At 47.5% G+C, this 18,544-nt stretch carries 14 protein-coding genes; 9 read left to right on the top strand and 5 right to left on the bottom strand.

Translation table 11 applies throughout. From position 1 onward, the window contains the following. The first annotated feature begins 50 nt into the window (after positions 1-50). Positions 51-2,171, top strand: a complete 2,121-nt coding sequence (locus H8L32_RS21580; protein WP_186949336.1) for a peptidase domain-containing ABC transporter — start codon at positions 51-53, stop codon at positions 2,169-2,171. Positions 2,172-2,287: 116 nt separating this feature from the next. Then, entirely contained in the window at positions 2,288-3,088 is an 801-nt protein-coding gene (locus H8L32_RS21585; RefSeq protein ID WP_186949337.1) for a TIGR02391 family protein, read from the top strand. 82 nt (positions 3,089-3,170) lie between these two features. Here the strand turns inward: H8L32_RS21585 and H8L32_RS21590 are convergent, their stop codons facing one another. Further along, positions 3,171-3,503 (bottom strand): metallophosphoesterase family protein, encoded by a 333-nt coding sequence (locus tag H8L32_RS21590; RefSeq protein WP_186949338.1) that lies wholly within the window; start codon positions 3,501-3,503, stop codon positions 3,171-3,173. Between the two features lie 224 nt (positions 3,504-3,727). On the opposite strand from H8L32_RS21590, the gene H8L32_RS21595 reads away from it, so the two are divergent. Genes H8L32_RS21595 through H8L32_RS21605 form a run of 3 tightly spaced genes read left to right on the top strand, consistent with a single transcriptional unit; the run spans position 3,728 to position 9,853 of the window. Next, positions 3,728-8,089 (top strand): P-loop domain-containing protein, encoded by a 4,362-nt coding sequence (locus H8L32_RS21595; RefSeq protein WP_186949339.1) that lies wholly within the window; start codon positions 3,728-3,730, stop codon positions 8,087-8,089. Further along, positions 8,086-9,531, top strand: coding sequence for a hypothetical protein (locus H8L32_RS21600; RefSeq protein ID WP_186949340.1), 1,446 nt, complete (start codon positions 8,086-8,088; stop codon positions 9,529-9,531). Before H8L32_RS21595 ends, H8L32_RS21600 begins: the two co-directional genes overlap by 4 nt. A 40-nt stretch (positions 9,532-9,571) precedes the next feature. Further along, positions 9,572-9,853 carry a hypothetical protein gene (locus H8L32_RS21605; RefSeq protein WP_186949341.1) on the top strand — a complete coding sequence of 94 codons (282 nt, stop codon included), beginning with the start codon at positions 9,572-9,574 and terminating at the stop codon, positions 9,851-9,853. A gap of 47 nt (positions 9,854-9,900) precedes the next feature. Here H8L32_RS21605 and H8L32_RS21610 read toward each other — a convergent pair whose 3' ends face one another. The 3 genes from H8L32_RS21610 to H8L32_RS28215 all read right to left on the bottom strand — a co-directional run bounded on the left by H8L32_RS21610 (position 9,901) and on the right by H8L32_RS28215 (position 12,546). Further along, a complete protein-coding gene (locus tag H8L32_RS21610; RefSeq protein ID WP_186949342.1) occupies positions 9,901-10,122 on the bottom strand; it encodes a hypothetical protein in 222 nt (73 codons plus the stop codon). 37 nt (positions 10,123-10,159) lie between these two features. Next, positions 10,160-10,582 (bottom strand): hypothetical protein, encoded by a 423-nt coding sequence (locus H8L32_RS21615; protein WP_186949343.1) that lies wholly within the window; start codon positions 10,580-10,582, stop codon positions 10,160-10,162. 299 nt (positions 10,583-10,881) lie between these two features. Further along, a complete protein-coding gene (locus H8L32_RS28215; RefSeq protein WP_329605215.1) occupies positions 10,882-12,546 on the bottom strand; it encodes a methyl-accepting chemotaxis protein in 1,665 nt (554 codons plus the stop codon). Positions 12,547-13,127: 581 nt separating this feature from the next. Between H8L32_RS28215 and H8L32_RS21625 the strand changes: the two genes are divergently transcribed. Together H8L32_RS21625 and H8L32_RS21630 are read left to right on the top strand one after the other, a co-directional pair. Next, the gene (locus tag H8L32_RS21625) at positions 13,128-13,733 is read left to right on the top strand and encodes a lysozyme inhibitor LprI family protein (RefSeq protein WP_186949344.1); all 606 of its coding nucleotides are present in this window, start codon (positions 13,128-13,130) and stop codon (positions 13,731-13,733) included. Between the two features lie 157 nt (positions 13,734-13,890). Next, positions 13,891-14,274: a VOC family protein gene (locus tag H8L32_RS21630; protein WP_186949345.1), complete on the top strand. Its 384-nt coding sequence runs from the start codon at positions 13,891-13,893 to the stop codon at positions 14,272-14,274. A 1-nt stretch (position 14,275) separates the two neighbouring features. On the opposite strand, the gene H8L32_RS21635 is transcribed toward H8L32_RS21630, so the two are convergent. Further along, positions 14,276-14,710, bottom strand: a complete 435-nt coding sequence (locus H8L32_RS21635) for a hypothetical protein (RefSeq protein ID WP_186949346.1) — start codon at positions 14,708-14,710, stop codon at positions 14,276-14,278. Positions 14,711-15,294: 584 nt separating this feature from the next. Here H8L32_RS21635 and scpB point away from each other — a divergent pair. Both scpB and H8L32_RS21645 read left to right on the top strand, forming a co-directional pair. Then, positions 15,295-16,452: an SMC-Scp complex subunit ScpB gene (gene scpB, locus H8L32_RS21640; protein ID WP_186949347.1), complete on the top strand. Its 1,158-nt coding sequence runs from the start codon at positions 15,295-15,297 to the stop codon at positions 16,450-16,452. Further along, positions 16,442-18,283: a pseudouridine synthase gene (locus H8L32_RS21645; RefSeq protein WP_230412350.1), complete on the top strand. Its 1,842-nt coding sequence runs from the start codon at positions 16,442-16,444 to the stop codon at positions 18,281-18,283. Before scpB ends, H8L32_RS21645 begins: the two co-directional genes overlap by 11 nt. Positions 18,284-18,544: the final 261 nt, after the last annotated feature.

An 18,544-nucleotide genomic window follows, 5' to 3' on the forward strand; every position in this document is an offset into this window, starting at 1 on the left:
TTTAGCAATTTTGCATACATTTAGAAATATTTCGGTACAAGACTATATCCATGAAGATTGTTTTCCAGTCTGAGGCTGCTGAATGTGGTCTAGCTTGCCTAACTATGATCGCTAATTGGCATGGCAACGGACTTGACGTTGTGCAATTACGCAATCGGGTGGGCGCCAGTCCGCGCGGCATGAGCCTTAGGCGTCTAGTGGCAGCTGCCGATACAATTGGACTAATTGCTGCTCCAATGCGTATGGGACTTGACGCACTGAAGGCTATCAACAAGCCATGCATACTACATTGGGATTTTGATCATTTCGTTGTTATGCGGTCTTTTTCAAGAGGTCGTTTTGAAATTTACGATCCAGCAACAGGTGTCAGGCGACTCTTGCCAGAAGAAGTTTCACCTCACTTCACTGGAGTTGTTGTCGAGTTTTCCAAAGCAACTTCCTTCATGCCGGAAACGCCTCGGATACAGCTTCGAATATCGCAATACTTTGCTCAAACGCAGGGCCTTCTGCGCTCCCTGATGGGTATTGGAATTATAGCTCTCGCCCTGGAGCTATGTAGTCTGCTAGGTCCGTTGTACATGCAATTTGTTATCGATAATGTAGTGTCCTCAGCAGATTTCGACCTACTAACAGTTTTCGCGATCGGATTTGGCTTAATCCTATCATTGCAAGCTATGTTGGCCTATCTTCGCTCATGGACGATCTTAATTCTGACACAGGATCTCGCATTGCAGTGGGCAACAAATATCTTTGCTCATCTAATCAAATTACCGATGGAGTTTTTCGAGCGCCGTCGCCTTGGTGATATCGTTTCACGTTTTGGTTCAATTGGCGCAATTCAACAAGCGCTCACCGTTAGCGTTCTAGAGGCAATACTTGATGGTGTAATGGCACTTGCTTCATTAGTAGTAATGTTATTTTATTCGCCGATGCTATCGTTCATCTCTATCTCAGCACTCCTTGCACAAGGGTTGGCTCGACTCGTTGTTTACAACAATCTAGAGCGAATGTCTAAGGAGCGCCTCGTGATTGCGGCCAAGGAAAGTACTTATTTTCTTGAAACCGTTCGAGCTATGCTGCCGCTGAAGCTTTTTAACAACGAGATGCAGCGTCGACAAAATTGGCAAGGTTTGATGAGAGGGGTTCAGCAGCTAGATCTGCGCAAAGGCAAGGTTGACATAGCTCTAGGTTCGGTAGTTGCATATATTGGGGCGTTGGAAAATATCATTGTAATTTGGGCGGGTGCGCGGTTGGCACTTTCTGGTGAACCCTCAAGTTACTTCACCATCGGTATGCTCATCGTTTTCCTCAGTTACAAAATGCAGTTTTTGCAACGCACGAATAGTATTTTAAAGTTTTTGGTCGACTTCAAGATGATACGCATGCATTCTGAGCGTTTGGCAGACATTGTGTTGACCGCACCTGAACCAATGATCGAGAAGGCAGACCTCACCCATTTGCCGGCAATGATTGAATTGCGTAATATCAGTTTTCGCTACGACTGCGGCGAGGCTTGGGTACTGCGAAATGTGAACTGCTGCATCCGAGAAGGTGAAAGCGTTGCGTTGACGGGCCCAAGTGGCGAAGGTAAGACAACATTAGTAAAAATTATCTTAGGTTTGCTGACACCGATAGAAGGTGAGGTGTTGTACGGAGGGGTAAGGATTGAGACACTAGGAATAAAAAATGTTCGCGGAATGATTGGCACGGTAATGCAAGAAGATGTACTTCTTACTGGTACCATCCAAGAAAACATAACATTTTTTGACAATGAAGTCTCTACCGAATTTGTTCAAAGCTGCGCTCAGATCGCTCATATACACGACGCAATTCAACGAATGCCAATGGGATACCATACGCTTGTCGGTGACCTTGGTTCAGGGCTCTCTGGCGGTCAAAAGCAGCGATTGCTGCTTGCTCGTGCTTTGTGTAAGCGCCCAAGAGTACTAGTACTTGATGAAGCTACGAGTCATTTAGATGCAGAAAACGAAGCTGGGGTCAATAACGCACTTGCTGACCTAAGTTTGACACGGATTGTGGTAGCACATCGTCCAAGCACAATAGCTTTTGCTAACAGAGTCCTGAACGTAGCCAATGGTTTAGTTAACGAGAAAGTGATTGTTCCGCATCGTGGTACCTCGAAAGTTGCAACTGAAAGTTCACCAGTTTAGAAATTGGAATACTTTGTTCGAAATATGTTTAAGGTTATTCAAGTGGAATACTCAAAATGCCTAAACCTGCAAAAATAGTGGTGCTGATTATATAGGCACAATCAAAAAGACGAACCATGGCATATCTCCCCTGTTTTGCTTCAGCTGAGCTTGAAGCTGTGTGCAAAGTTCTCGCCGACACGACGAACGGCCTCACCGGAAGCGAGATCGCACATCTGCTCCTGGAAATTGGCGTGACTGACACCGATCCGACAATTACCAAGTGGAAGCGTCTGTACAACGCAATGGTAGGCAAACAGAACCAAGTCCAAGCAGGCAATTTCTTGATTCAGTTCATCAACAAAGCTATGGCCCCAGCCAAATATGTTTCGGCACCGGAGCTATTTCGCTGGCGTCAGGATGGTCTTAACGTTGCTCTTGCATTCTCAGGCTATAGAGTACGAGATGATGGCCTAGTTGCACGTACGACTCGAGAATCAACCGTAGATGGTGCTCGTGCTCGCGCTGGTCGTTTATATTCCCTGCTTGAAAGCAGGGGCCTTCACACCGAAGTGCTCAAGTATTGCAAAGCAGAGTTACTCGAAGAAAACTACTTTCATGCAGTGCTTGAAGCTGTGAAGGGTATTGCGGAACGGTTACGAGTCATGTCAGGGCTTGGCTCAGATGGTGCTGAACTCGTGAACACTGTTTTTTCGGTGAAAACCCCAATCTTAGCCATTAACTCGCTTAAGTCTGACACTGAGCTGAGCGAGCAGAAGGGAATTGCAAACATGTTGGTCGGTATTTTTGGTGCGATACGAAACCCTGTGGCACATGCGCCTAAAACTACTTGGGTAATGCCAGAACAGGATGCAATCGATGTGTTTGGAATTCTGTCCTATGTTCATCGAAAACTAGACGGCGCAACGAAAATATAATAATTTGTAATTAATGGACAACTATTTTCTTAAATAACGAGATTCTTAAATAATTTGGTGCTTTTCTTAAATAACGTGAACTTCACCACTTATAACCGCACGGATTGTACACAACACGGCGCTCTCCAATTTCATAATCAAATGACTCATGCCCATGAATCCAAACATCCGCTTGTGAGGCGATCTCATCCAGATTCGACGCGTAGGCAGCCGATACCATGTCACTGGCGTAGCCCTCCGAGACGGACTTCATCGACGGTGCCATGTGGGTTACGACCACCGTTTTCCCGGCGAAAGGTTCGGCCAGTTTTTGCTTCAACCATGATTTATGCTGTGAATGAAATTTGGCAGTGTCAGCCGATCGCAATTTGCGGTACCCGGCATTTGCTAGCCGGATGCGCTTGTAATCGTTCATGACTGCTTCTGCCTCCCGCATGCCAATCTGCCTATTATCATACACAAGAATCAATCTAGAACATTAGAAAAGGCATCAGATGCGGAGCGTTGTACGCGTATTTAAAGTTTTTATCAGGATTTTTTAAACTCATATTTTGTGGATCCATTCTAAATTGCACCGCTGGGGTCCACAAATCAACGACGCGTTGATTTGTAAGGTGCTGCACGAATACAGGAAGCGCAGTGAATAGAAGAATTAAAAGAAGCGCTATACCAGCTAGTGGCTACATGTATCAGACACTCGTCGGCATTCGTCTCCTGTGTGAGTGGCTAGATAACCCAGGAAAATATGAATGGGTGCAATTCGAAGCAGATGATCTGTCTGCTGCACGCGGACTTGATGATATCGTCGCCAAAAGATCTGATCAGCTATACGAGCTCATTCAAGTAAAATTTACCGTATCTCCATTGGAGATGGACTACGCGCTTTCATGGGATTGGCTTACTGAGAGGTCCGGGAAGAAGGGCAAGTCATTACTTGAAAAGTGGTCAAGTGCCGCATTTAATGTGGGCTTGGAAAATACGGCTGATTTAAGACTAATCACCAACAGGCGCCCAGACGCCATTTTCAACGCACATTTACTCAATGGAAGAGTGGACATCGACTCTCTTCCTTTACAGCTGCGTGAACAAGTAGAAGTACACGTGGGTGGCAACCTGAAGGCAGTCCAATTCTTTGAGAGATTTGAATTTTCCCATAGTTATGCAGACTATGAATCCTTAGATAGGAACGTAAGTACTGCAATGGAAGGACGCCACACTGACCATTTGGGCTGGCTGGCACTTTGTCGACGTGCCAATTACTGGAGTGTATATAAGAATGCCCCTTCGCCGGATGGGCGAATCACGCTGGAGATTCTACGAAGCACAATATCGGAACAGCAACCTCGCCCACTGAACCAAGAATTCAGAATTCCAGATGGCTACTTGCCGCCAAATCCTGAGTTTGCAGATGATTTTCTAAAACAGGCTGAAGAACGTGCTTGGGATTTGCGTGTGTTATGGGGATCGCCAGGTCAGGGGAAAAGCACATTCCTTAGCTACGTATGCAAGCGTTTGGAAGAGCAAGAACTTCCGTTTATCCGCCACCACTATTTTCTGAATTTACAAGACTCGTCAGAGCGACTTAGCCTTAAAAATGTTGCCCACTCTCTGATCACACAGATGCAGACAAACAATGGGGATATCGTCGCTCCCCTCTCTGACTGTGCAGAAAACTTGCGCGCCTGGATTTCTGCGTGTGGTGCAGCATATGCGTCACAGGGCAAGCGGTTTTTTGTGATTATCGATGGATTGGATCATGTCTGGCGTGAAAATGATCAGGAGATTGCGCCGCTTGAATCACTATTTGCACAGTTATTACCACTTCCGACGAATACCACATTGATTTTAGGATCCCAACGAGTCGATAAGACACAGCTGCCGAAACGCCTGAATCATTACCTGGAATCTAATCATTGGGTAGAGTTGCCACGCATGCACTTACGCTCTATAAATGCTTGGCTATTATCTCAATACGATGCCGGGTTATTTAAGATTAGTGAAGACGAGGACGCGCAGCAATTGTTACAGCGACTCTCATCTGAATTTGAGCGTGTTAGTGAAGGACACCCTCTTGTTTTGACATATGCATTCATGAAGTTGGTACCTGATGGGCAGGAACTGAATCTTGCATTATTTGACGATGACGCTCTCGAACCTAAGGGGGACGTCAGAGCCTATTACAACTCACTGTGGCAACGTCTTTCTTGGGAGGCGAAGGATGCGTTGCATCTTATGGCCGAAGATGGATTTATCTGGCCGTCAGGAGCACTTGAAAGCTGCCTCAATTTAACAAATTCCAACTTGGAAACAGAAATCGGTCATCTGATGGCCATAGTCGACGCTGGGCTGGTCGCTTTTCATGGAAGTCTTTACGTATTTATTTCAGCTCAGCCTAAACATAATCAACGTGTTCAGGAACTTTTGCCAAACGTGCTTTCTTGGCTGGAAACTAGTGCCCCACCATATCTTAAGTGGGCATGGCTATGGCTCTACCAGTCGAGAATTGGAAACAATGAAGAGCTCATTCGAGGAACAACCCGATCTTGGGTTGTCGAGGCATTAGTACAGGCCTACCCCTCATGGCAAATCTATCGTATCTTGACAACGGCAGAGGAAGCAGCCTTCCTTAATGGGAATTACGAGCAGGCCATTCGGAAGCGAGCATTGAAGAACCGACTTAACTATGGATTAGACTACCAGGTGGATAATTCCAGTCAGCTAAGAGAATGTGCGCTGCGCTTGACAAAGGACAACTATCCAGCGCTCCTGCTTGCATCTGAGATCGGCCAGTCAAGTATTTCTGACCTGTACCAACTGGCCATGCTGTATCTTTCTATGAGTCAAACAGCTCGTGCCAAAGAAGTTCAAGGGAGGATGCGCCAAAGAATCAATGACATGATCCATTCAACAACGCTTGAGACGAGCGATTTTGAGGGCTTTTTAGAGAATTACTTGGAGGTAGCGGCGGGAACAGGGCAATATGAGTCAAAGAATGTAGTTAAGTGGCTTCGGACTCGAAACTCTGCGCCAAAGATATTCTCCCGTTTTCTGAGTGGTGCTGGCGCCGGAAATAGTATCAGGCCATTCATAGAATTAGCTCCGATACCTATGCCTATTCGATTGCGGCGAATTCTGGAAATTGAAGCTATTCGGACTTCTGCTTGGTCAGGGGCAAAACTACACGAGTGGAACGAATTTAAATACTTCAAAAAACATCCACTTTCTATATGTTGGCGATACTTGCATCAAGGCATCTCCAATCAGCAATTACCGCCATGCTTGCCTGTTCATGAAGCACTTAACACTGAATATGGACATTATGAGGAAGATCAGTTTTCGAACTACCTCCACTTCACTTTCTTCGCATTAGTGGCTCGTGTATTGCAACTGAATGGTGCGCCCAGCCAGCAAGGGCTTGGTATTCTCACGCAAAGAAAGTGGCTTGGCAGAGTGTTGGGGCAATTGGCAAAAGCAGCGCATATCTGCGGAGCCAAATTCTTACGCGGCGAGGTACCAGAGTTCTCGTTGGTTTATCAACAAATTCGGACCGAACACCCATCTGCTAATGATCACCATAGCTGGTCTGATCTCCGAACAGTTAAGAAAACTCTGGTATTGATCTCAGCAGATATTTTCTTCCTTTCTCGATCACTCTTTGACATCGAGCACGTATCGGCCAATGAATGGGCGAAAAGCAAGGAATCGGTATTCTTCGCAGATGTAGATTGGAGGGAGTTAATTCTGGCACGTGGATTTCAACTTCTACCTGAAGACGTAGTAGCGTCGGACATAGAAGCTGAGGAGCGTGCGATTCACTCAGAAGTACGCCGGCTTAATGAAAAATGTAGTGATCTGTCGAGCTTATGTAACTGGGCAGTTGCTTATGGTCTCACTGATATTGCGAATAGGCTGTTAGCGTCCACCTATCGATGCGGAATCGGGTATGGATGGCGCAAGGATCACCAGGTTGCTCGATTACTAGAAGCGGTAGATGAAGTGTCAAATTATGATGTTAGTGCAGCAGTCGGCGCGATCAATAAGCTTGCCGCTATCTACACCAATATCGATGAAATGACGGAGAGTTCGGATGCTAGCAAGTCAGACTTAGCGCCTTTATTGCTGAAATTGATGCCTGAAGCTTACGTTCGCTATTACAGATTTTGGTTAGACCGATGTGAGTGGTATAGTGCTGAAAACACGTTCGCAGTGTTCGCCAAGAAAAGTAATTTAGCAGACCCCGTCGCTCAAGTTTCGGCTGCATTTTTGTGGGATTCACAAACGCAAAGTTCTGTGCAATCAAACCCTGAAGTTCAAGTTGGCGCTTTACTTATCCCTTGGAAAACTCTCATATCCCCAAATTCGAAAGAACAAGCATATTCTCACCGCAACCAAGATGTTGTCGCTGACATATCGATGATGCCATTGGTACACGAATATCCTCCAAATAAATTGCAAAAATTTTTGCTTGCCGTTGACGCTACAAAACAATATACGCATGAAAGGAAATGCATTAACGAGTGGTTTGTTTATTGGGCAGAAAATGGGGATAAAGGAAATTTGCTTAGTGAACTTGAAAAAGCATTCAATCAGAATTTACTGAAGGAACGTGGCGCAGACTTGTTCGACTTGGTTTTCCCACTGAGTTTGAAGCTTCAAGGTGCAAAAAAAGCTTTTCGATGGCTTGTAGAGGCTCATCGATACAAACGAGGGTGGTCGCCGCAATACTATGGAAATCCCCAAACGTTAGAGCGTATCGCACTGGTTGCCAAGCATTACCGAGCACGTTGGTCAGAATTTGTAGTCAACTCTGCGGTAGCAACTCCCAATTGGTATAGGTCAGATCTGGACATTCCAGACGTTGCTTTAGTGAGTTTATTACTGCAGGTCGGAGAAATTGCGCGTGCGGTGAGTGTTCTGCAAACCTTGATAGAAATTACTCTCGAGGAATTCGAAATGCAGCCACTTAAACAACCCTTATGGTTGCAAGGAGTTGTTATATGAATCCAAAGCAAATTGCAGAACTTGGAGTCGCCCGACTGGGCCTGCCAATTCCGATGGCAAAATTAGTAACAATACAATCCATCGCTGTAGCGCTACGAAATAAACAAACTGAAGAAATCTATTCGGACGCGCTTATTGATTGGGCCGGTAGTAGGAGGCTTGAGTCAGAATGTCTAGAAGCATTATGCCCATTACTAATTACTAAACCCAAGCCAGCGCTTGCTACACGCATGCAGAAGGCAATCAAATATCCTTCGCTTGCAAGTAATCTTTTACTGTCAATTGCCACAAACAAGCCGATTTATAGAACGAATTGGAAAGAATGCCATTCAGGTTTGGTGCCAGAATTACTGGGTCTTACTGAACAGGAAAGCGTATTACGCGCTGGATTTGTGATTCCCTTAAGCTTCACTGATAAATTAGAAGAGTTGCAAGAAATTTCGGGGCTGCCGTTCATTCGTCAATGGGCGTATGAATACAAATTATTATCAGAAAAAATGGGAATAAGAATCGATGAGCATCAAGCTGATGGATATCTGGCCTATTTTCTAGACTCAGGACGTGAAGATGTAGGTCAATTTGTCGCGCTCCAGGGACATCTGGCTAGATCAGCTTATCTTCGTACTCTGGCTTGCGCTAAAGATGTGTGGAATATGCCTGATGAAGAATCTTATTTTTATGCACAAGCTACATTTCCCGCAGAACCTGCCTTCTTAATGTTAGTGCCACAGGCATTTCCAGATTGGGCTCAGGATGTCCATAATCAATCTGCGACATTGGCTTCAAATGCAATGGCACTTGCAAGTGCTGTTGTGCAACGAATCGAAGAAGCAGAGCAGGCGAAACTCATGCATTGTTCTTTGTCGGTGATTAATGAACCTCAATTCCATGCCGAATTAGAAGTTTTCTCATTTATAAAGCTCGCGGACAATATAAAACCAGGTAAGGTAATTAACTTTTATCGTAACCTGCTAGGTAAGGTCTTTCCATTGCAAACTAATAATCGCTCGTTCATATCTAGAAAAATTTCACGCGATGTCACTCGACCTTTGGGGTTCGCTCCTTTGATTACGCCGCTTATAGGTCAGGAAGTAGGATACCTGCAAACGGAATTTCTATGTAGATTATCCTATATGCCTTTATCAACAAATAGTATCCCTGCGCTGGAGCTGGTCGGCCAGCAAGATAAAGCCATTCTACGATCAGGTGGGCAGAATGTCGGAACATGGAAATGGTGGCGATGGAACTGGAAACCAAGTCACCCCAAAGGTTGGCCATCACCAACGGCATGCTGCACATATCTTCAGCCAGCGGTTGTGCAGAAAATGGCAAACGACCTAGGCGGTAGTTTCGAGAGGGTTTGGGTATTAACCACGTGGCATCGGCAGAAAGAATATGGAGAGTGGGAAAGATCAGAACGAGTAGGTAATTTAACAGAATGACCAAGATTCGGCGTATAACCCTTCGAGGTGGCTACGTTGCATGAGAATCGGTGGCTATTTAGAAATGAGAATTAGCGGCTGTTTTATGATGCCAATTGGTGGCTACTTTGAAATAAGAATCGCTGGTCACTTTGCGGTAAGAAATCATGGCTACTTTTATGAGAATACGCAGATATCGCCGCCTTCAGCTTGTTTGCGAATTTTGGCGACACAAAAATCGGATAAAGTTTCGATTTCTCCATCCTTGGAACAGCTTATGTATTCACTCGAGCATATAGAGTATAAAAAGCTGGCGATTAATATGCTTGCAAAAAAAACGTAAACGTATTTGAATTTAAAATGAATAGAATATTTAAAAGCCATAATAATTCAACTAAGGCGCAAGGAATATACTTCAATTTGGTGTGCCGCTATCTCTGGTTGATACTCGTGCAGGTGCAAATAACCTCGTGTAATAGCACGCACCTTGAGCGTCGAAATTTCAATGAACATCTCAAAATCATGCCTGACACGCAGCAAATTGTTCAAACAGAGTTTGTCTGGCACGACACGATATTGATCTTCAAGGGAGTAGTTGATTTTTTCAGCCATGCATTCGAATACGCATGGTTATGCGCAATTGCACGGACTAATACCAATTTCCCGCAAGCTTTGCTGATTCAATACTTTTAATATCTTTGACGCGAACGGCAAGGCCTGAACCGTGTGGTGCGGCCCAGGAAAACCCGGATGGTTGATACCAGGTTTTCGCTTGAATGATGACGTTGGCACCCAGTTCACGTGCACGTAATGCCATGGCGTTGAATGAATTGGTTGGTGATCCATACCAGATATTGCCTACTTCTATTTGGGATACCACATCGTATTCGACATGTGGTGGAAGTGCCTGCGCAGTAATAAATACGCGTTCATACGTTGGCGGCAATTGGGTGCTCGCAGGGGACGAGTTGATTGTATTCTTCATGATCATCGGGCTATGTGCGGAGCAGCCTGCGAGACTCAAAAGTGTAGCCGTAAATACCCCTGCCAGTTGTCGTTTATTAAAACTCATATGTTCCCCTTTTCATATGTAATGACGCCCAGCCTGATGTGGTGGGCGGAATTGCAAGCAAAGATAATGTGATACGGCATTTTAATATTGGCTGATTAAAAAGTATGTTTTATATTTCATATGCCAACTTCAAGGAAATTACGATTCGTCACAGGTTGGAAAGTCAAAAATAAAAGCAAGCATCAAATGTCTGATGCTTGCTTTCATGGGGTATTGCTTTTACTGGGATATCTACGCAACGCAGTACAAATTTTCGATATAACTAGAACGCATTTCTTGAATAGTGACGCGTGCGAGTCCTAAACATCCTTCATCGCAGCCGTAACCTGCAAGGTGCGGGGTTGTGCGCGGAATACTTGTGTGGCGGCTTTGGCGCGTGATGCGATGTTGAATAAGGTGCTTTGGTCTGCTTGATCGGATACCCCTGTCTTGAAAACGCTGACAACATCGGATTGTTTTTTTGCCTGACCCTGCATGGATTCTGCTGCTGCGGCAACCTGTTCTACCAGGGCTGAATTTTGTTGTGTAGCGCTGTCCATTTCGACGATGGCCTGGTTGATCTGTTCTATACCCGCGGTTTGTTCAGCACTGGCCGAGCTGATCTGGGCCATGATGTCAGTCACTTTTCTGACGCTGGAAACCACTTCATCCATCGTCAGGCCGGCTTCATCCACAAGTTGGCTGCCGATACCGACTTTTTCTACCGAAGTGTCAATCAGGATCTTGATTTCTTTTGCTGCGGTTGCTGATCGTTGTGCCAGATTGCGGACTTCAGATGCGACGACCGCAAAGCCGCGTCCCTGTTCGCCAGCGCGAGCAGCTTCCACGGCTGCATTCAATGCCAGGATATTGGTCTGAAAGGCGATGCCATCAATGACGCTGATGATATCAACGACTTTTTTGGATGATTCGGTAATTGATGACATGGTTTCTACCACGCGCGATACGACCTTGCCGCCTTTGATGGCGACGTCTGATGCGTTTTGTGCCAACTGGTTTGCCTCGCGTGCATTGTCAGAATTCTGTTTGACGGTACTGGTCAGTTCTTCCATTGAAGAAGCTGTTTCTTCCAGTGCACTGGCCTGTTGTTCTGTGCGGGCAGACAGGTCCTGATTGCCGGTGGCGATTTGTGTCGATGCAGTGGCAATCAATTCTGTCCCACCACGAACCTGGCTGACGATGCCGATCAAATTCTCATTCATGTGTTCCAGGGCGCGGAACAATGAGCCGATTTCATCCTTGCCTGTGATATCGATGGCGCTGGTCAAATCGCCATCGGCGACGGTTTTTGCGATGTGTACGGCTTCATTAATCGGTGTGACAATGCGGCGCGTAATTGACCAGGCAATGGCCATGCTGAGCAGGGTTGCCAGAATACCGACTGCCAATATCAATTGATTGGCGGATTCTGCGGTTGCCTTGGTTTCTTTGGCAGATTCTGCCATTAGCTCTTCCTGGAATCTGATCAGTGTTTCCATCGCATTCAGGTAGGCAAGCTGTTTCGGGCGCACCTCTTTGAAGAGTAATTCTTTGGCCTCGTCTTTTTTTCCTTCAGTGACCAGCTGTATCATTTTTTCCCGGCCGGGTGCGTATTGTGCCCGCTGCTCTATGGCCAGTCTGAGTAATTCTTTGGCCTGAGGGTTTTTTATGGAAGTTGATAATTTGTCGATTTCAGCAGTAATTTCCTGTGTCGACTTGTGGACGCTATCGATCTCTTTTTTTATATCGGCATCGTCACTCATGAGCAGTATGTTGCGCAGGTTGCGTGCCTGCAGATTCACACTTTTTATCGCTTCATTCAGGAGGTAAATTTTCTGATAGCGGTCGTTGACGGTCAGATCAATTTCAGTGTTCAGCAAGCTAAGGCGTGAAATCGCGATGACGACAACAATGACCAGCAGGAAAATAACTGCAAAAAAGCCTAAATACAGACGCTGACCAATTTTAAGATTTACGATATTCATTTTTAATATCCTCGTGAAGGCCACGTTAGTGGTCGGAGTTCGTTAAAAAACTGAATACGGCGAACGTGAGCCACCGTTGATAACGACATGTCAAAAAACTGATGCGCACTGAGTGTTTATCGTCTTGAGCAAGTGAGGCGCTCAAATTCCTTCATTTTTCTTATTGCAGGCAATGATGAGGCTGGTAAGGTGGATTGTGTAATTTGCAATTCAAATGTATTTTACACATTGAGCAATGAGAAAGTCCATGTGAAATACATATTTTGTGTAAAAAAAGATATTTTTCGTTAATTATTTGCCCATGGGTAACAATGATCGGTACACATAAGCCTGCTGGTTTATTGATGTGAGCAGCAAGTGTTTTCTGTCGAGCGTCATATGCAGGCAGCGGGCTGAGGCCTGTTGTCACGCGGGTGCATGTCGGAATTTGATCCGCTTCTTACTTGTAATTGCCGTATTTTTGAATAAGCTGGCAGTTTTCCGGCTTGTGTTTTGTGAGACATTTCATGATTTTTCGCCAATTCAGCCAATTTCGCATCAGCCTTGTTTTTTGCATGATTCTGTTGGTGCAGCTAGGCACCGTGAGCATTTCATCCGTCTGGGCGGCCAGCTTTGATTGCACCAAAGCCAGAACGTCGACTGAAAAGGCGATCTGTGCCGCCCCGGCTATCTCCAGTCTGGATGCCGAAGTGGGACAGGCATTCAAGACTGCGCAGGCGTTGTGGCCTGATGGAAACTGGAAAGATTTTTTGCGGGCAGAGCAACGCGAATGGCTAAAGACCCGTGATGCCGAATGCAAGTCTGATGTGACTTGCCTGAAGATGGATTACGAGCGCCGGCTGGCATTTTTGCGGCATCCGCATTTGAAATACATGGGGCGCTATGTGGCTGGGACTTGCCCTGGCAATGGCACCTATCTCGACGTGACACCCAGTTATCCCGCAGATGGGGTAGAGGTCTTGTTGTATATTTGCCCTAATTCTGCCGGTAATGTGCTCTTGCAAACGGCTGGCAAAGTAAACCCCAATGGTGAGCTGCATTTTGAAGACGCCGGTTGCTCGCGCAGTCTGCGCTTTGAGCAGGATGCGATAACTTTGTCGGCGGCGGATAAAGGGCGTTGCGCATTATCGGTTAGAGATGACCGCTTCCGGCGGGATGCTCGTAAATCGCCGTATGAAAACGAATAGTTGCTACTGTATATAGGCTATTGGCCCTCGCTTAAGCTTACGCTGGCGGCGGTATTGGATGCGCCACTGCTATTGGTGGCGCTACCTGTGCTATTAAATGAGTAAAATGAAATGATTGCCCTGTGCTTTCATCTTCAGCTTGTCAGGGAGGATTCTCATGTCCATAGAGCTTGATCATGTAATAGTCCCTACACGGAATAAACTGGTGTCTGCCAAATTGCTGGCGGAATTGCTGGGTGTGCCATGGGCGCCGACTTCTCTGGGGCCGTTTGCTCCGGTGTTTGTCAGTGATGGCCTGACCCTGGATTTTATGGATACCGAAGAAGATTTCCCCATCTATCATTTTTGCTTTCGCGTCAGCCAGCAAGACTTTGACGCGATATTGGGGCGCATACAGGCAGCAGGTATCGCCTACCGGAGTTCTGTCCGTGGCCCCATGGACGGGCAAATCAATACGGACTATGGCGGCAGCATGATTTACTGGAACGAGCCGGACGGGCATCAATGGGAAATGCTGACAGTCAGTTATGCGCGTCAGTAGTTCAGGGCAGTGTAAAACAGAAGCGATGGTTTTCGAAAAAACGAAATGCACTATCTTTGATTTCAGCGAAATTTACCTTTAGGTCACCTACGAGCTCAGCGGCATCTACCTGACCATGTGCCCACGTATCAACGCAATCTACTGCTCCATTTTGTTGTAATAATGACCTTATTTGTGCTGAAATCTGGCGTGTGGCTTCAATGCTATCTTTTTCTTCATGAAACCATTCCTCAGGTTCGCCAAAACCAAGTTCTACACTTTCAGCAAGTAAGTGCCGAAAGTCGCAACTACAGCCCGCTTTTGAGGCAAGGAACCATTTATTCTTAAACTGTAGGTACTTTTCTTCAGGGATGCCGGGGAGGTTTTTTACAAATTGAACGAGTTCGCTGTTAGCTAGTGACAAGTCATTATCTGACGTAGTACTTAAGATCGTCATGAAGCACATGGTATTTAGATATAATTAATTGCCGAATGCCAGAGATTATTTCATAAGTATTGAGTATAAAAATTGCTTTTATGGCAAATTAATGGAGCGAAGCGCGAATGTGCAAGGCTTGTGCCGATTTCCCGTGCAAACTTCCGCAATGCGTGTTAATCTCGCGCCTCACGTTTTGGCGTGGGGGTTGCAAGAGGGCTTGTGGTTGGCTCTTCGGTGGTGGGTAAGTGTTCAGGAAGCGGGTGTCAGTTATATTGCGCCAGTGCCGGGGCAGGTAATTTACCGCTGCTGATCTGAAATTCATTAAAAAGCCACGTCATATCGTGGCTTTTTTATTATTTGATGACGATATTTTTGATTGTCTTTGAATTTCTGGACTACAATCCAGTGTCTACTAATTTTAGGGATTGCGCGCCGTTTGATTCTGTGCGTGACCGATCAGTCCCTAGTCGCCCGCAAGAAGGGCGTTGCTGCCAGGTTGGTAGCAACATAATTTATTTAATACAAAACTGGTGTGGGTCGAAGCAGCTGTTTCTTCAGTTGCTTTGCTGCATAACATCAACTAAACCCGTGTAATTATTTGCATGAATACTGCTGAGGCAAAGCGAGTCCTCGAAACAGCCTTGTTATGCGCGCCTGAGCCGCTAACGGTCAATACCATGAAAAAGCTGTTCCAGGATGCGGACGATCAAGGTGATGTGGTCGGCGCAGATACCATCAAACTGATGCTGGAAGGTTTGCGTAACGACTGGTCGGACAAGGGTATAGAACTGGTGGCGTTGTCTACCGGCTGGCGCTTTCAAAGCAAGCCGGAAATGCGTGCCTATATCGACAGGCTGAACCCGGAAAAACCACCCAAGTATTCAAGAGCCACGCTGGAAACTCTGGCTATTATTGCTTACAGGCAACCAGTTACCCGTGGCGATATTGAAGAAATCCGTGGTGTGACCGTGGCTTCGCAAATGATCAAGACGCTGGAAGACCGTGGCTGGATAGAAAGCATAGGCCATCGTGATGTGCCGGGACGACCGTCCTTGTTTGCCACGACCAAGCAGTTTTTGGATGATCTGGGTCTGTCGTCGCTGGATCAGTTGCCGCCTTTGCAGCAGGTGACCAAAGATGCGGCAGAAGAGGCTGTGCCTGAGCTGACCGCATTGGATGAAGGCATGTTTGCCGCCGTGAATGAGGCGGATGCTGAAAACGCTGCTGATAGCGCAAAGGCTGCAGAAGTCAACGCGGACGAAGCCGATGTTGCTGGCTCGGTGGCTGATGATGTTGCATCATCTGAAGTTGTGCCAAATGAAGTCGAGGCCGGTCAGGCAGCGGCTGAACTGGTTTTGGTTGAGGATGTCACCGCAGCACCAGATCTGGATGTGAAAGCTGGGCAGGAAGTTGTTGCTGATCAGGCGCTAGATATCTCTGCGACCGATATTGTCGCTGACAGTGATGCTGAAGTAAGGCTGGCACTGGCAACAGAGTCCGTTCCTGCCACAGAAGAACACGTAGTAGAGCAAGAACAAGCAGTAGAGCAGGCTGCCTCTGTACCAGAGGTGGCAGACGTAGTGGCCGGGGCTTCCATCATGGAGTCCGGCGAAGAATTGAGTGATGTTGGGGGGGAAGCTCAAAACCTCACAGAATTGCGTGATCAGGTGGCTGATGTAGCAGCGCCGGATAGTTTACCAGGCGCGGCAGATAGCCAGTTGCCTCCATTAGAACTAAAGAATGAATCCAATGAATCCTGAAGATGTGAATGCTGACCAAGCAGATAGTGGTGCGGGCGCAAATGACCAAGGCCCGGCTGGCGCTGATGAAGCAAAGCCTGCCAAGCGCGGTGTGCGCGGTCCACGCAATATGCGTCGTTCCCGACCGAAGACTGAAGGCGCAGAGGCAGCAGTAGAAGCTGCTGGTGAGGTAATTCCAAGTGCGGAAGCTGCTTCAGATGACGCGCCGGTAAAGAAAGCACGTGCGCCAAGAGCGCCGCGTGCCCCGCGAGTTGCCAGTGCAGAAGCAGGTGAAGACAAACAGCCAGTGGCTGAACAGGTAGTTAAGCAATTAAATGAGCAAGTAAACGAGCAGGTAGCGGCTGCAGGATCAGTCCAGCCGTCAGCACAATCAGCGGCCGAGCCAGCACTGCGTGGTGAGCGTGCAGAGCGCACCGAGCGAGCGCCACGTGGCGACCGCGCAGAGCGGGGTGAGCGTCCGGCGCGCGGTGACAGGACAGAGCGTGGTGACAGGACCGAGCGCGGACCGACCGAACGCGGCCCGCGTCAGAATGCCGCCGGTGCTGCTGGTGGCAAGTCCAAGCGTCCGCAACAGCAGACGCGCGGTGGTCGTCCGGCAGGTAATAATGCCGATGACGTGTTTTCTTTCGTAACGTCCGAAGCATTTGATGTCTCGTCTCTGGATGATGCCAAAGGCAAGGGCCGCGCCAAGCCGGTGCGCCGTGACCTGACTGCAGATGATGATGCACCGAAATTGCATAAAGTATTGGCCGAAGCTGGCCTGGGTTCCCGTCGCGACATGGAAGATCTGATTGTTGCTGGCCGTGTATCTGTGAATGGTGAGCCAGCCCATATCGGCCAAAGAATTCTGCCGACTGATCAGGTGCGTATCAATGGCAAGCCCATCATGCGCAAAGTCAGTAAAAAACCGCCGCGCGTGTTGATTTATCACAAGCCGGCTGGCGAGATTGTCAGTAATAGTGATCCTGAAGGCCGTGCCTCGGTATTTGAAAGTCTGCCGACCATGAAAGTGGGCAAGTGGCTGGCAGTGGGGCGTCTGGATTACAACACCGAAGGTTTGCTGCTGTTCACCACATCCGGTGACCTGGCTAACCGGCTGATGCACCCGCGTTATGGTATTGAGCGTGAATACGCCGTACGTACCCTGGGTGAGCTGGAAGAGGGCATGCGTCAGCGTTTGCTGGCTGGCGTCGAGCTGGAAGATGGTCTGGCGCAATTCTCCAAAATTACTGATGGTGGTGGCGAAGGCGTCAATAAATGGTATCGCGTCATCATTGGTGAGGGCCGTAACCGTGAAGTGCGTCGCATGTTTGAAGCGGTCGGCCTGACAGTGTCACGTCTGATACGTACACGTTATGGTGCCATGACCTTGCCGGCCAATCTGAAGCGTGGTCGCTGGGAAGAGCTGGAAGAAGATGCAGTGCGCAGTCTGTTGAAACTCAGCGGTCTGGAAAAAGCCGGTGGCGACAAACCAGCACCAAAAACGGGTAAATCGTTTGGCAATAAGGCGCCTGGCTTTGGCACTGGCCCATTTACCCAGAAGCAGGTCGGCTTCCCTATGTCCAGCGGACGTGGTGAAGGTGGTCGTGGCGAATACGGTGCGGGCCGTGGTGGTAATGGTCCGAATGGTAATAAGGCAGGTGGTAATGCCGGTAACGCTGGCAATAATGCGAATGCCAATGGCAAAAAACGCAGCCGCCAGCCAGATCCTTTGCAGACTGCGCTGGGCTTCCCTGATGCCGGACAGCAACGTCGTGGACCTACCTCGCGTGGTAGTGGCCAGGCCATAGGGCAGGGGATTGCGGCGCGCAGGCGTTCTCGCGGTGCCTGAGCACCTGCTTTTGCCCTGTTTTATGGCAGATGACCGTGTTGAAATTACCTCGTTTTCCATTGCGACGAGGTAATTTATCGTTTATAATCTTGTAGTTAGCAGAATTTGCCTTTATTGATTTCAAATCTTGGCGCTACAAAAAAGATGGGCAGTAGCCCATTTTTTTTTGGTTTTCCCGATTATCGGCTTGATGTGGCAGTTGCGGAGCGACGCCCATTACGTGAGTTTTGCCGGTTTTTGGGTAGCGTATTTCGTGGCGCA

Source organism: Undibacterium hunanense (assembly GCF_014284335.1).
In the GTDB taxonomy this organism is placed as follows: Bacteria; Pseudomonadota; Gammaproteobacteria; order Burkholderiales; family Burkholderiaceae_D; genus Undibacterium; species Undibacterium hunanense.

Excerpts from the sequence above, each read along its gene's own strand:
- H8L32_RS21580 (WP_186949336.1), top strand. The coding sequence starts at position 51 with ATGAAGATTGTTTTCCAGTCTGAGGCTGCTGAATGTGGTCTAGCTTGC.
- H8L32_RS21585 (WP_186949337.1), top strand. The coding sequence starts at position 2,288 with ATGGCATATCTCCCCTGTTTTGCTTCAGCTGAGCTTGAAGCTGTGTGC.
- H8L32_RS21590 (WP_186949338.1), bottom strand. The coding sequence starts at position 3,503 with ATGAACGATTACAAGCGCATCCGGCTAGCAAATGCCGGGTACCGCAAA.
- H8L32_RS21600 (WP_186949340.1), top strand. The coding sequence starts at position 8,086 with ATGAATCCAAAGCAAATTGCAGAACTTGGAGTCGCCCGACTGGGCCTG.
- H8L32_RS21605 (WP_186949341.1), top strand. The coding sequence starts at position 9,572 with ATGAGAATCGGTGGCTATTTAGAAATGAGAATTAGCGGCTGTTTTATG.
- H8L32_RS21610 (WP_186949342.1), bottom strand. The coding sequence starts at position 10,122 with ATGGCTGAAAAAATCAACTACTCCCTTGAAGATCAATATCGTGTCGTG.
- H8L32_RS21615 (WP_186949343.1), bottom strand. The coding sequence starts at position 10,582 with ATGAGTTTTAATAAACGACAACTGGCAGGGGTATTTACGGCTACACTT.
- H8L32_RS28215 (WP_329605215.1), bottom strand. The coding sequence starts at position 12,546 with ATGAATATCGTAAATCTTAAAATTGGTCAGCGTCTGTATTTAGGCTTT.
- H8L32_RS21630 (WP_186949345.1), top strand. The coding sequence starts at position 13,891 with ATGTCCATAGAGCTTGATCATGTAATAGTCCCTACACGGAATAAACTG.
- H8L32_RS21635 (WP_186949346.1), bottom strand. The coding sequence starts at position 14,710 with ATGACGATCTTAAGTACTACGTCAGATAATGACTTGTCACTAGCTAAC.
- scpB (WP_186949347.1), top strand. The coding sequence starts at position 15,295 with ATGAATACTGCTGAGGCAAAGCGAGTCCTCGAAACAGCCTTGTTATGC.
- H8L32_RS21645 (WP_230412350.1), top strand. The coding sequence starts at position 16,442 with ATGAATCCTGAAGATGTGAATGCTGACCAAGCAGATAGTGGTGCGGGC.